At 64.8% G+C, this 11,972-nt stretch carries 14 protein-coding genes and 1 pseudogene; 7 read left to right on the forward strand and 8 right to left on the reverse strand.

Annotation, left to right across the window (positions count from 1 at the left end):
* Nucleotides 1-85: 85 nt before the first annotated feature.
* Nucleotides 86-1,105 (forward strand): hypothetical protein, encoded by a 1,020-nt coding sequence (locus tag ACOJB8_RS36700; protein WP_368727695.1) that lies wholly within the window; start codon nt 86-88, stop codon nt 1,103-1,105.
* A gap of 7 nt (nt 1,106-1,112) precedes the next feature.
* Here ACOJB8_RS36700 and ACOJB8_RS36705 read toward each other — a convergent pair whose 3' ends face one another.
* The 4 genes from ACOJB8_RS36705 to ACOJB8_RS36720 form a co-directional block, all read right to left on the reverse strand.
* Nucleotides 1,113-1,310 carry a hypothetical protein gene (locus ACOJB8_RS36705; protein WP_141710627.1) on the reverse strand — a complete coding sequence of 66 codons (198 nt, stop codon included), beginning with the start codon at nt 1,308-1,310 and terminating at the stop codon, nt 1,113-1,115.
* 161 nt (nt 1,311-1,471) lie between these two features.
* Entirely contained in the window at nt 1,472-1,987 is a 516-nt protein-coding gene (locus tag ACOJB8_RS36710; RefSeq protein WP_368683112.1) for a hypothetical protein, read from the reverse strand.
* A gap of 202 nt (nt 1,988-2,189) precedes the next feature.
* Nucleotides 2,190-3,668 carry a carbohydrate porin gene (locus ACOJB8_RS36715; protein WP_368727694.1) on the reverse strand — a complete coding sequence of 493 codons (1,479 nt, stop codon included), beginning with the start codon at nt 3,666-3,668 and terminating at the stop codon, nt 2,190-2,192.
* 97 nt (nt 3,669-3,765) lie between these two features.
* The gene (locus ACOJB8_RS36720) at nt 3,766-4,134 is read right to left on the reverse strand and encodes a hypothetical protein (protein WP_475017061.1); all 369 of its coding nucleotides are present in this window, start codon (nt 4,132-4,134) and stop codon (nt 3,766-3,768) included.
* Nucleotides 4,135-4,645: 511 nt separating this feature from the next.
* Here ACOJB8_RS36720 and ACOJB8_RS36725 point away from each other — a divergent pair.
* From ACOJB8_RS36725 to ACOJB8_RS36745, 5 genes are all read left to right on the forward strand, one after another.
* Complete coding sequence (locus ACOJB8_RS36725; protein WP_176732856.1) at nt 4,646-4,786, forward strand: hypothetical protein; 141 nt, start codon at nt 4,646-4,648, stop codon at nt 4,784-4,786.
* 170 nt (nt 4,787-4,956) lie between these two features.
* A complete protein-coding gene (locus ACOJB8_RS36730) occupies nt 4,957-6,291 on the forward strand; it encodes an ABC transporter ATP-binding protein (RefSeq protein WP_475017063.1) in 1,335 nt (444 codons plus the stop codon).
* 240 nt (nt 6,292-6,531) lie between these two features.
* On the forward strand, nt 6,532-7,308 hold the full coding sequence (locus ACOJB8_RS36735) for a DUF4118 domain-containing protein (RefSeq protein ID WP_069263232.1): 777 nt from the start codon (nt 6,532-6,534) through the stop codon (nt 7,306-7,308).
* A gap of 94 nt (nt 7,309-7,402) precedes the next feature.
* Complete coding sequence (locus ACOJB8_RS36740) at nt 7,403-8,230, forward strand: alpha/beta hydrolase (RefSeq protein ID WP_256094613.1); 828 nt, start codon at nt 7,403-7,405, stop codon at nt 8,228-8,230.
* Between the two features lie 14 nt (nt 8,231-8,244).
* Nucleotides 8,245-9,018, forward strand: coding sequence for a MipA/OmpV family protein (locus ACOJB8_RS36745; RefSeq protein ID WP_368683341.1), 774 nt, complete (start codon nt 8,245-8,247; stop codon nt 9,016-9,018).
* Between the two features lie 24 nt (nt 9,019-9,042).
* Here the strand turns inward: ACOJB8_RS36745 and ACOJB8_RS36750 are convergent, their stop codons facing one another.
* The 3 genes and pseudogenes from ACOJB8_RS36750 to ACOJB8_RS36760 form a co-directional block, all read right to left on the reverse strand.
* The gene (locus ACOJB8_RS36750; RefSeq protein ID WP_475017065.1) at nt 9,043-10,275 is read right to left on the reverse strand and encodes an NAD(P)/FAD-dependent oxidoreductase; all 1,233 of its coding nucleotides are present in this window, start codon (nt 10,273-10,275) and stop codon (nt 9,043-9,045) included.
* 27 nt (nt 10,276-10,302) lie between these two features.
* Nucleotides 10,303-10,656, reverse strand: a complete 354-nt coding sequence (locus ACOJB8_RS36755) for a RidA family protein (protein WP_406951304.1) — start codon at nt 10,654-10,656, stop codon at nt 10,303-10,305.
* A gap of 2 nt (nt 10,657-10,658) precedes the next feature.
* Nucleotides 10,659-10,910: pseudogene (locus tag ACOJB8_RS36760) on the reverse strand (amidase); the annotation flags it as partial.
* Between the two features lie 218 nt (nt 10,911-11,128).
* Between ACOJB8_RS36760 and ACOJB8_RS36765 the strand changes: the two are divergent.
* Nucleotides 11,129-11,794 carry a helix-turn-helix domain-containing protein gene (locus tag ACOJB8_RS36765; RefSeq protein ID WP_475017067.1) on the forward strand — a complete coding sequence of 222 codons (666 nt, stop codon included), beginning with the start codon at nt 11,129-11,131 and terminating at the stop codon, nt 11,792-11,794.
* A gap of 53 nt (nt 11,795-11,847) precedes the next feature.
* On the opposite strand, the gene ACOJB8_RS36770 is transcribed toward ACOJB8_RS36765, so the two are convergent.
* A partial coding sequence (locus ACOJB8_RS36770; protein ID WP_343676248.1) for a hypothetical protein occupies nt 11,848-11,972 on the reverse strand: 125 nt, incomplete at its 5' end.

Below are 11,972 nucleotides of genomic sequence, written 5' to 3' on the forward strand. Positions count from 1 at the left end.
ATACCCAGGGGGTTTTCCGCCGCTTGAATGTCATCAGCCGCGTAGTACGATGAGATCATCAAAGAACAGAATTAGAGGTCCCTCCATGGACACGACCGCACGGCACGCGACGGCCATTGCATTGCTTGCAACGGGCTGCGCAATATCGGCAGCGTCTCACGCCTATAGCAAGGAGGAAGACGCCACGGCGCAGGACCGCGAAGTCCAGGCAGCCTATGACCGGGGTTACAAGGCAGCCAGGGAGGAGATGGCGCAGGCGGCGGCTCCCGCTGCTGCGCCTGCTGCAGCGCCAGCGAAGAAGGCCGCCGGCGCGGCGGCGCAGAAACCTATCCTCGACATCAAGCATACGTATAGCGACGCGGGCGAGGTCTCGACGGTCATGACCGTACCGGTCGTGGTCAAGCCGCTCGCGGATGGGCAAGGCGCGCAAAGCGAACACAGCGCGGGAGAGACTCAAGAGGCGCAAGACGTCCAGGACTCCACCGCCGCGGCTCCGGCCGCAGCGGCGGCGCCCGAGCAGACGAACGCGCGCGCCACCGTCGCGCGCGCAGCCAACGCAGCGCCGGCTGCGGCCGCCCGGCAACCGCAGCCGCAAGCGCAGGCGCACGCCTACGCGCAGGCGAGTGCGAACCATCGCCCCGTTGCGGCCACGCCGCCCGCGCAGGACGACGTCGCGCCGCCGGAGTCGCTGGCGAGCGACGAAACCGTCGACGAACCGGAGCCGCCGCGCTCTGCGCAGATCTACTCGACGCAAGGCCAGGGTTACGCCCAGCCCTACTACCAGCCGGCGCAGCCACGGGTCCCGCAGCAAGTCCCGCCGCAGGCCCAGCAATACGCGCCGCCGCCCCAGCCGTATGGCTATGCCCAGCAGCCGGCGTATGCGCAGCAGCGGCCGGCCTACGCGCAGCCGCCCGCCTACGCGCAGCAGCAACCGGTATATGCGCAGCAATACGCCCAGCAGCAATACCCGCAGCAGCAGCCCGTGTACGCTCAGCCCCGGCCAGCTTATTACCCGCCACCCGCACCGTGGGGCGCGCAGTACCAGCAACCGCCGGCACGCTGGGTGTACTGGTCGCCGCAGTATGGGCGCTGGATGTATTACTGAGCGCCGGCTACCAGCGCGCGTCGTTCATCTGGCAGGCGAGCAGGCAACCCAGGGCGGAGATCGTACCGACCGAGCCGAGACCAAAACCCAGGGCAATATTTTCCGCGGTGGTCGCGCAGCCCTGCAGCATCAGCGTCGAGCTGAGCAGCACGGGGAGCAGGAACTGACCCAGAATGCGCGAACAGGTTGGGCGTCGTTGTGACATGGGGCGTGGGTCCGGGAGGATTTTTTTGCGGAAGTTGAGGCTGTCAGCTTACTGACTCGCCTCATTCGCATTCCCGGGAGCAACGTGTCACAACGGCTATGCCTTACCAATTACCTCGCGGCGGTAAGGAAGCGGGTGGCGGGGGATGTTCGGCCCGCGCGTTAGAACCCATGCCTGGCGCTGATCGCCGCCCCCGTGTCATGCGAGCGCGACAGCGGAAGATGCGCATCGGCGGAGAGATCCCAGTCGCCGACCGTGACGAGCGGCGGCGTTTGCGGATGGAGCGCCTGGTTGGGGATGCCGTTGCCGTCAACCTGGGCTCCGGGCGTGCGCGCCCCGTTGCCTGCCGCATCGACCGCGCCGCCGGTCTCATCCGGAGTGCCAGGCGTTGCAGCGGTGGTCTTCGCCAGATGCGCGTCGTACTGCCGTTCAAACGGCGACTGGTACTCGAAGCGCTTCGCAATGGCGGGCAAAGAGACGGATGGCGCCGCCGGCGCCGGTGCGGCCGCAACGGCGTGTTTCGGGGCGCGGCCGCTCGCGTCCTTCTGGACGTGCTTTTGGACGTGCTTCTGGACGGGCTTCTGGGTGTGCGCCGACTTGGTGGGTTCGGCCGCCGAGACGCTGGCAAGCGCCAGCAGAGAGACACCCAAAAGCCATCCCTGGATCGGATGCTTCATGGAACGAAATCTGCGTCTGGAAACTGGTGCCGCATCGAATAACTGCGCAGCACTTGCCCCTGGAGTCTAGATCAATCGCAAGTACGACCAATCGGGGTCTTCCCTCGTCTTTCGCTCAGATTTTCGGGCAGACCACGCAACGCCTCGTCGTCCTGCATGCTCCTGCCGCCGCCAAGCCAGCGGCAGGAGCGGCGTCTTCCAATCAGAACGCGACTGTCGTACGCACGCCGAACACCGCCTCGTCGCCAATACGTCGCGACGCGTTCTGCGGGTCCGGAATACCGCCGGCCGGGCGGAAGAAGTACTGAAAATCCGCCTGCAATTGCCACCATGGCGCGATCTGATACTGGTAAGTCGCTTCCAGAACTGTCTCCGCGCTGCGCGACGGGTAGCCGGGCGTCGAGACCGCCTGGGCGCTCGCGTAGTCCTGCGCATGCGAGCCGATGTGCGCGTAGCCAACGGCCAGGCCGGCCACGTCGTTGTCGCGTCCCTTGAACGGCGCCTTGAGCGTCACGCCCGCGTTGATCCCGAGGTCCACCAGGTTGCGGTCACCGGGCGCGCCCATCACGCGCGCGAACACGCCCACCGACTGCGGACTATCGGCGCTCGGACGCCACACCATCTGGTCCGCCACGGCATAAATGCTGTAGTTGCCACGATGGCTGACCGGGCCGCCCACGCCCGTCACGCCCGTTGCCGGATCGGCGAAGCGGTTGCTGTTGTACCAGAAGCCAAGCTTGTAGGTACCGGGCATGCCACCTGGTTTGGGATCCGAATTATTGGCGGGCGGCTGATTGATTGCGTATTGAATTTCGCCGATCACCAGCGCGCCATTGCCCAGGTTGAAATTCGTGCCGCTCGCGTTGAGCTTTTGCGGGTCGCCATCGCCCGGCGCCGGGTTGCCGTCGAATACGCCGCCGAGCACGGTGATCGCGTCCGTAGGCGTAGCACGCACGCGCACGCCGAGCGACGAAAGCGGATACGCAGGGCCGCCCGCTGGCAGATCGACGGACGGCACCACCGACCAGCCGAACGTCGCGTTCATGAACGTATTCGCATACTGGCTGACCATGAACTCCTGGTCGAGGCTTTGCTGACCGACCTTCACGTCGACCTTGTCGCCGGGCAACGTCTGCTGGTACCACAATTCCCATAGGCGGGTCGAGGCATCGGCCTCGATGCCGCTCGCGTTCTGCAGCGTTTGCAGATTGCGCGAAGTCAGGCTCGTGCCGTGAATCTGGAAGCCGGACACATTGAAGATGCCGCCAGGCAAACCGAACGCCTTCTGCGTGTCCATGCCGAGGCTGAACTCGGTCACACCTTGATAGGCGCCGCCGCGACTCGTTCCGCCGCTCACGTTGCCCATGTACTCGCTGGTTTCCTGCAGGCCGAACGACAAGCCGTACTGGGCGAGCCAGGGCCGCAAGCCGCCCATGTCGCCGAAGAGATTCGAGCGTTCCCAAAGGCCCGTCGGCGCGGCAGCGCTCTGATCGGCAGCGGGCGCTTGTTGCTGATCCGCTGCACCCGATGACGAAGCAGCTGCAGGCGGAGCCGGTTGGGCGGACGCATTATCGCTGCTGGTCTGCGCAAAGGCGGCGGGCACGACGCCCAGCGAGAGAACCGCGCTCAGTGTAATAGGTGCGCCAGAACCGAGCAGCCTGCTCTTGAGGATGTTTTTCATAGTATTTGTGGGGCTGTAGTAAGTTGCGGACGAGGCCGCTATTCAACGCAGAGCGTGCCTGCGAAGCTTGATGAAACTGTGTCCGGCGCGCAGGTTTCTACGCGAAGCCCGAATGCCGACATAAAGGGCGCTCCGGCTCGGAGGTGCAGGCGCAAGCGGACGCGCACAGCAGCGAAACCAGTGCGGCTGCGGCTACGGTCGCGCCGAGAAGCACGTAACCCATGGGCGTGAGCGGATGCCCCGCGTGAACGGTGCGCAGCGCGCCGCGCGCCGCCACATACGCGACGCGGCGTGCGAGGTGCAACGAACGGCGGCGCACGCCGGCGGGCGTGGCGCGAACCGCAGCCGCGAAAGCGAAGCCGTGCAGGCAGGCGAGCGCCGCTGCGGCCATCAGCGCCCGTGCGCGACGGCAGACAGTCCGCAACGCGCGCAGCTGAAAAACAGGAAAAAGAAAGACGAACATCATCCCCCCGCGTTGACCGCTTCAAAAGCGGACGAAATGCGAAAGCGCAGCCATTCCTGCAAGCAAGCTTGCAAATGGCAATCGACAAGAGGGAGCGTGCTGCTGGCAGACTGGTCGCGAAGGCGACTGAGACCAGTCAGTAACGAAGCGCGCTAACCCGGCGTAAGCGAGTTAGCGGCGAAGGAGTGAACCTGCGGCGACTATCTCGCGGTGGTGCTGCCGGCGCTGGCCGGCATCGGACTTCCACTACTAGAACATGCGTCCACGGAGGACTCCTTTGCTATGACGGGGCGGATTGTATTGGGCACGCAGGCCAAAAAGCAAGTAAAAAAAGCATAAACACGAGGCCGGCCAGCAACAGCCCCGCAGACTCCCATTTCTTTCAATCGCGTTGCTTCAACCTTCAGAATCGAATCTCTGCTCTGCTTGGCATTGGCGCGACCTCGCGAGCGCTTGCGCCCGCGTCTGCGGGCTTCGCACTCGCCCATACACGCCAGACGTCCGGAGAAACATCATGATTTTCGGTCTGCTTTTGTCGCATCTGCCTCACGTCAACGAGGCGCGCGCGCACTACGAAGCGCTGCTGTCGCTCGAACCTGTCCGCCGTCACCCCTGGAAGAATCTGTGGCGCCGCATCAAGTCCCGGCTTTCCTAAGTTCTGCCAAACTCCGGTCACGAAGTTTCGCCATCGTTAAAAGAGCGAAGCGCTCCCTGATCGTGGCCGTGAGTTGAATATTCCCTTTCGCGCGCTTTTCGTTTCGCCATGAATCGGCTGTTGTACGCGTATGCCGAGTCCTGTCTTCGCCTTGATTGAGTATCAATCTCATGCAAAACCTCAAAACGATCGCTCCCGACATGGCGGAGACGCGGCCCCGCATCGGCCAGGACGTGATGTGCGTCCAGCACGTGTGCCGCGGCTTCGGCAAGAACCCGAGCGAGCAATTGGTGCTCGACGACGTGGACGTCACGCTGCGTGAAGGCGAGATAGTCGGCTTGCTGGGCCGCTCGGGCTCCGGCAAGTCCACGCTGCTGCGCATCATCGCGGGCCTGATTCCGCCTACCAGCGGCGACGTGAACTACCTCGGCAAACCGCTGCGCGGTCCGGCCGAAGGCGTCGCGATGGTGTTCCAGACCTTCGCGCTGTTCCCGTGGCTCACGGTGCTGGAAAACGTCGAGGCCGGACTGGAGGCGATCGGCGTCGGCCCGCACGAGCGGCGCAAGCGCGCGCTCGCGGCGATCGACCTGATCGGTCTGGACGGCTTCGAAAACGCTTATCCGCGCGAGCTGTCGGGCGGCATGCGCCAGCGTGTGGGCTTTGCACGCGCGCTCGTGGTCGATCCCACGCTGATGCTGATGGACGAGCCCTTCTCCGCGCTCGACGTGCTCACTGCCGAAACGCTGCGCACCGACCTGCTCGACCTGTGGACGCAAGGCCGCCTGCCGATCAAGTCGGTGCTGATCGTCACACACAACATCGAGGAAGCGGTATTCATGTGCGACCGCATTCTCGTGTTGTCGTCGAACCCCGGCCGCGTGGTGGCCGAAATTCCGGTGGCGTTCAAGCACCCGCGCAATCGCCTCGACCCGGCGTTCCGCGCGCTCGTCGACGAGATCTACGCGAAAATGACCGCGCGCCAGCCGGGCGGCCCGGCGAAACCCGAACTCGAACCGGGCAGTTGGCTGCCGGGCATGTCGGTGAACCTGATGGCGGGCCTGATCGAAACATTGGCCGCCGCGCCTTACAACGGCCGCGCAGACATGCCGGAAATCGCGCGAGCGCTGCAACTGGAGGTCGACGAGCTCTTCCCGGTCGCGGAAATGCTGCAGTATCTCGGCTTTGCGGAGGTCAGCGAAGGCGACGTGGTGCTCACGCACGCGGGCAAGACCTTCAACGAATTCAGTACGCAGGAGCGCAAGCTGATGTTCGCCGAACATTTGCTGCGCAACGTGCCGCTGGCCGCGCGGATCAACACGGTGCTCAACGAGCGCCCTGGACATCGCGCCCCGCGCGTGCGCTTCGAGCAGGAACTGGAGGATCTGCTTGCCGACGACGCCGCAGAGGAAACGCTCGACACCGTGATTGCCTGGGGCCGCTACGCCGAAATCTTTTCGTATAACGACAAGACCGGAATCTTCAGCCTGGCCGACGTGGAAGCCTGACGTCTAAAGCTCCCACGGTTTCCCGGCGGTCTCGCACGGCTGATCCGATGATTGTAAACAGTGGTAATATCCGGGACACGCAAAAATCGTCAGAGGGCTGACGGTGACAGGCCGGTCACCGCTGCTCCGTTTTGCCGTTCCTGTCGAATTCCTTGCACTGCTCACAACTAAGGCGTCAGCGATTGCCCATGCGCAATACGCGCGCGACGGCCCGTCACGCGGCGGGCGACCCGGGAAACCATGAAAGTCCGTAACGCCCGCCTCTGGGCGCCAAGAGGCCCGCGCCGGTGGTGCATTGCCGCTGGCGCGCTCGTGCTCGCGAGCGCCATCCGCTTCGCACTCCATCCCCTGCTCGGCCCGATGATGCCGGGCACGACGTTCTGTATTGCCGCTTCGCTGGTCGAATACTTCCTCGGCCTCGCGCCTGCGCTGACCGTGATGGTGCTGGGTCTCGCCATTGCGGACTATATGTTCGTGCCTCCCTACAATTACATTACATTCCTCGACACCCGCGATGTGATCCTGATGGTGTCCTATCCGCTCGTCACGATCATCGTGATTACGCTGATTGAGCGTCTGCGACGCGAGCAGTTTCGCGCGCAGTTGATCACCTCCGTCGCGCAGTCCCGCTACGAAATGCTGCTGCGCCACGACAACGAGCGCGCGCTGGCGCGCCGCGCCGTCGACGAAACGCATCGCCTGCTGCGGCATCTCGCGCAGCATCATGAAGGCTTCATCCTCATCAAGGGGCTCGAGCGCAATGCCGCCCAGCGCGCGAGCGTGGGACAGAGCATGTCGCAAGCGCTGCCGGCCGCCGCCGAAGTCGCGCCCGGTCCGCTCTTCGACGCGCTGCATCCCGACGACGTGCAGCGCCTCACGCACGCACTGTCGCCGGGCCATCATCGCGTGCGTCTGCGCAACGAGCAGCCCAGGCGCGAGTACCGGCACGTCAATTGCAACTGCGAACGCTTCACCACTCACGCAGGCGATTTTCTCGTGCTGCGCACGGAGAGCTGACATGGCGACGCTCGACTTGGAGCTGGCCGCTGCCGAAGCGCCAGCCGTGCAATCCACGCGCTTTTTCTGCGAAGGCGACGGCCACGCCGTGCTCATGCTTCATGGACTCTCCAGCTCGCCGATCGAGCTGCGCTACCTTGCGCGCTATCTGCAGGGCGAAGGGTTCACGGTATGCGCCCCCGTCATCGACGGTTATAGCGCCGGCACCGACCAGCTGCCGATGGAACAATGGGTCGAAAACGCCGCGCGCGAGTTCGACGCCCTGGCGGCGCGCTACGAGCGCGTCTCGATCTGCGGGCTGTCGATCGGCGGCGCGCTTGCGCTGCGTCTGATTCGCAAGCGCCCCGCAGCCCAGTCGCTGGTCCTGCTCTCGCTCACGCTCGCCTACGACGGCTGGGCAATCCCGTGGTATCGCTTCCTGCTCGACTGGGCATACTTCACGCCGCTGCGCCACCGCTACCGCTATCGCGAGGCCGAACCGTTCGGCGTGCGTAACGAAGCGCTGCGCAAGAAAATCGCGCGCGCCATGCAGCGCAGCGACTTCAGCGAGGTCGGCCCCTCGACGATCGCGCTGCCCGCGCTGCATCAGGCGCTGCGCCTCGCGCGCGCGGCGCGCAAGGATGTCCCCGCGATCGAAAACGACACGCTCGTGATCCACGCGATCGACGACGAAACGTCGAGCCCGCGCAATCCGCGCCACGTGATCGACCGCATCGGCTCGAACTTCCTGCGCACGCTGTGGCTCGACGATTCGTATCACATGATCACCTCGGACAACGAACGCGAGATCGTTGCGCGCGAAACGGCCCTGTTCCTGCGCGAGAGCGAAGTCGCGCGCGGCGCGAAAGACGCGCCGGTCGTCTCCAAGGCGCTCGCCCGGCGTTTGCGCCAACTGGCGGCAGTGGGAAGGAAAAATACGTGAAGCAATCCGTAGCAATGAAAGGGCTGGCGTGCGTCGCCGCGCTGACCCTGGCCTCGCACGCGTGGGCCGATACCGATACGTCCAGTACCGCAACAACCGACTCGCCGTGGAAAATCTCGATCGGTCCGGGCGCCTATTTCGCTCCCGAGTATCCGGGCGCGCGCCACATGAAGTTCTATCCGTTCCCGTCGCTCGATATCTCGTACCGCGACCGCTTCTTCTCGCAAGGGCCGGACGTGCTGGGCGTGAACGTGATTTCCGCGGAGAACTACCATGTGGGCGCTTCGCTGAGCTTCGACTTCCAGTCGCGCACCGTGTCGGACGACCCGCATCTGCACGGCTTGAGCAATGTCGATGACGGCCCCAAGCTGCGCCTCTTCGCCGATTACACGGCGTGGGCGTTCACGGGCGCGGTTGCGATGTACCAGGACATCAGCGGCCACGGGCAAGGTACGACGGCAACGGCGGACCTCTATGTGTCGCTGCCGCTAACGGGTTGGCTGTTCTCGGTGGGACCGGGGCTCACGTGGGCCAACGGCGTCTACACGCGCACGCTGTTCGGTGTGACGCCGGATGAGAGTGCGGCATCCGGCTTGCCGGCCTATTCGCCGGGCGCGGGCATTCGCGATCTGCACATGACGTTCTACATGACGCACGACTTCTCGAAGCACTGGGTCGGTTCGGTGAACGCGACGTTCGGACGCCTTCAACATTACGCCGCCGACAGCCCGATCACCGAGAGCCGCCGCGAGATCACGGCGTTCGCGGGGCTCAACTACCGGTTCTAAACACGTGCGCCGGTGCGCGCCGCGTCAGAACCGCTCGGCGCGGAAGGGCCGTGGGTCCACCACCGTCGGCGCGCCCGTCATCATTTCCGCGATCAGGCGCCCCGTGACCGGGCCGAGCGTGAGGCCGTGGTGCGCGTGGCCGAACGCGAACCAGAGGTCGTCGTGCTTCGGCGCGGGCCCGATGATCGGCATCATGTCGGGCGTGCAGGGGCGACGGCCCAGCCACGGCTCGGCATCGAGCCGCGCGCCGAGCGGGAAGATATCGCGCGCGAGCGGCTCCACGGCTTCGAGTTGAACCGGCGTCCTGGGCGAATCGCGAAAGCCGAGTTCGACGCCGGTCGTGAGGCGCGTGCCGCGCACCATGGGCGTGATCAGGAAACCCGCTTCGGCGTCGAGCACCGGCTGGTTCAGCTTCGCGCCGTTCGTGAGCGCGTAATGCATGTGATAGCCGCGTTTCACGGCGAGCGGCAACGCGTAGCCCAGCCGCGCCGTGAGATCGCCCGACCACGGCCCCATGGCGATGACCGCCGATTTCGCCAGCACGGGGCCATCCTGTGTCATCACACGCCACGACGGTTCGAGCGTCGCGGCGTCGCCAATCATCACGCGGCCGCCTAGCTGTTCGAATAGCTTTGCGTAGGCCGTCACCACTCCATTCGGATCGCTAACCGAATCGGAATCGGTGTAGCGCACGCCGCCCACCAGCGTGTGGCTGAGCGCGGGCTCGGCGGCGCGCAGCGCCACGCTATCCAGCGCCTCGTGGCCCACGCCGTACTCGCGCTGCCAGCGCTGTGCTTCGGCCAGCTTGGCGTCCATGGCTGCCGCGCTGCGAAACACCTTCATCCAGCCGTTGGTGCGCAACAGTGCCTGTGCGCCCGCCTCCTCGATCAGCGCGCGATGCTCGATCACGCAATGCTCGATGAGCGTGGCATACGCGCGCGCGATCTCGGCGTGCCGGTCGGCGCGCGAATGGTGCCAGTAGCGATAGAGAAACGGCAGCAACTTCGGCATCGCCCCCGGGTGATAGCGCACGTCCGTCGAGCGGTTGCGCGCGTAGCGCAGCAGCGTGGAAAGCTCGCGCGGAAACGCATAGGGGTAGACGCCCTCGCGCTGGATCAATCCCGCGTTGCCGTGCGATGTTTCATTGCCTGGCGCCCTGCGGTCAACGAGCGCGACCGAGAGGCCGCGCCGCTGCAATTGCAATGCCACCGAGACGCCGACGATACCGCCGCCAAGCACGACCGAATCGAAATTCATCACGTAAAGTTCCTGGCTCGAAGGCACTCAGGCGAGTGCGGTGACGGCCACTTCGACATCGAGGCCCGGTCGCATCAGCAAGGCCTGCACGCAGGCGCGCGTGGGCGCCTGCCCTTGCGCAACCCAGGCGTCCCATACGGCATTGAACGCGTCGAAATGCTTCGGGTCGCTCAGCCACACGTTCGCGGTCAGCACGCGCGTTTTGTCCACGCCCGCCGATGCGAGCAGCTTGTCGATACGCGTGAGGATTTCGGTTGCCTGAACGTCGATCGGCGCGCCTGCGGTATCGGGCACCTGGCCCGAGAGATACACCACGCCATTGGCGATCACCACCTGGCTCATGCGTGCGTTGGTTTGCAGTCTTTGGATGTCGTTGCTCATGTTCATACCGCCGAAAGACCGGCAGCGTCGCTACCGGCCGGGTTGTAAACGGGAGGCGCCGTGACAATGGACGTCAGTGCCGGATTGGCTCGCGTCAGGCGCGCGAGATCGGGACGCGGGCGACGCAGATGAGGATACGCTGAAAACGCCGTTTCCAGCGCCTGCGAGACCGCGAGCGTCTTCATGTCGCCGCGGAACGGGCCCACGATCTGGAGTCCGAACGGCATGCCCGCATGATCGACGCCGCACGGCAGGATCGCGAAAAAGTTGCAGACCGTGAAGTCGTAGTACTCGAGCGCCGTGCCCAGCGTCGTCGCGGCAATGACCTGGCCCTTCGAAAGACCCGTTTTTCCCAGTGCGATTGAGGCCACGACGCTGCTCCTTCAAAGGGGGTCGAGATGCGAGTTATCATATACGAGAAAAAATTATTTCTCGTATACGACAAAACCCGTAACCGGGAACCGTCCCTTTCATGGCAAAGAGCGCAGCACGAAATCACGCAACTGAGCACGCAACCGGGAAAGCAACCGGACAGGCGGCAACAGAAATCGACCACGCGGCCGTCGGCACGCGCCTGCGCGAGGCGCGCAAGGCACGCGACTTGACGTTGATGCAGCTATCGGAGTTATCGGGTATCGCCGTCTCGACGATTTCGAAGGCCGAGCGCGGCGACATTGCGCTCACCTATGACAAGTTCGCGGCGCTCGCGCACGCGCTGAACGTGGACTTCGACACGATTTTCGGGCGCAGGAAGCGCAAGGCGGCCGGCCCGATGAAGCCGTCGCTCACGCGCGCGGGCAAGCAAATGATCTACGACACGCCGAACTACGAGTACGGCATGATCGCTAACGACCTCACCGGCAAGCGCATGGTGCCGATGCGCGGACGCATCCACGCCCGCACGATGGACGCGTTTCCCGATTACATCCGTCACAGCGGCGAGGAGTTTCTGTTCCTGCTGCGCGGTGAGCTGGAACTGCATTTTGAAAACCGCACCGTCTTCAGGCTGTCGCCCGGCGACAGCCTCTACTTCGACAGCGCCGTGGGGCACGTGTATCTCAGCACGGGTGCCGGGGATGCCGAAGTGCTAGTCTGTTGCGTCGACAACGACTCACACCGGCTGCCCGAAACGCTCTGAGCGAGCACTCGCAAGTGTGACGCCGCCGCATTTTAACGGCGGCGTCACATTGCTCATCGGCCGAGCATCGGCAGCTTGAGACCCGCCTCGCGCGCGGTCTGCTGCGCGAGTTCGTAGCCGGCATCCGCGTGGCGCATCACGCCCGTGGCCGGATCGTTGAGCAGCACGCGGCCCAGAC

This window comes from Paraburkholderia sp. BR10141, from assembly GCF_056155635.1.

Excerpts from the sequence above, each read along its gene's own strand:
- ACOJB8_RS36700 (WP_368727695.1), top strand. The coding sequence starts at position 86 with ATGGACACGACCGCACGGCACGCGACGGCCATTGCATTGCTTGCAACG.
- ACOJB8_RS36705 (WP_141710627.1), bottom strand. The coding sequence starts at position 1,310 with ATGTCACAACGACGCCCAACCTGTTCGCGCATTCTGGGTCAGTTCCTG.
- ACOJB8_RS36710 (WP_368683112.1), bottom strand. The coding sequence starts at position 1,987 with ATGAAGCATCCGATCCAGGGATGGCTTTTGGGTGTCTCTCTGCTGGCG.
- ACOJB8_RS36715 (WP_368727694.1), bottom strand. The coding sequence starts at position 3,668 with ATGAAAAACATCCTCAAGAGCAGGCTGCTCGGTTCTGGCGCACCTATT.
- ACOJB8_RS36720 (WP_475017061.1), bottom strand. The coding sequence starts at position 4,134 with ATGATGTTCGTCTTTCTTTTTCCTGTTTTTCAGCTGCGCGCGTTGCGG.
- ACOJB8_RS36725 (WP_176732856.1), top strand. The coding sequence starts at position 4,646 with ATGATTTTCGGTCTGCTTTTGTCGCATCTGCCTCACGTCAACGAGGCG.
- ACOJB8_RS36730 (WP_475017063.1), top strand. The coding sequence starts at position 4,957 with ATGCAAAACCTCAAAACGATCGCTCCCGACATGGCGGAGACGCGGCCC.
- ACOJB8_RS36735 (WP_069263232.1), top strand. The coding sequence starts at position 6,532 with ATGAAAGTCCGTAACGCCCGCCTCTGGGCGCCAAGAGGCCCGCGCCGG.
- ACOJB8_RS36740 (WP_256094613.1), top strand. The coding sequence starts at position 7,403 with ATGCTTCATGGACTCTCCAGCTCGCCGATCGAGCTGCGCTACCTTGCG.
- ACOJB8_RS36745 (WP_368683341.1), top strand. The coding sequence starts at position 8,245 with ATGAAAGGGCTGGCGTGCGTCGCCGCGCTGACCCTGGCCTCGCACGCG.
- ACOJB8_RS36750 (WP_475017065.1), bottom strand. The coding sequence starts at position 10,275 with ATGAATTTCGATTCGGTCGTGCTTGGCGGCGGTATCGTCGGCGTCTCG.
- ACOJB8_RS36755 (WP_406951304.1), bottom strand. The coding sequence starts at position 10,656 with ATGAGCAACGACATCCAAAGACTGCAAACCAACGCACGCATGAGCCAG.
- ACOJB8_RS36765 (WP_475017067.1), top strand. The coding sequence starts at position 11,129 with ATGGCAAAGAGCGCAGCACGAAATCACGCAACTGAGCACGCAACCGGG.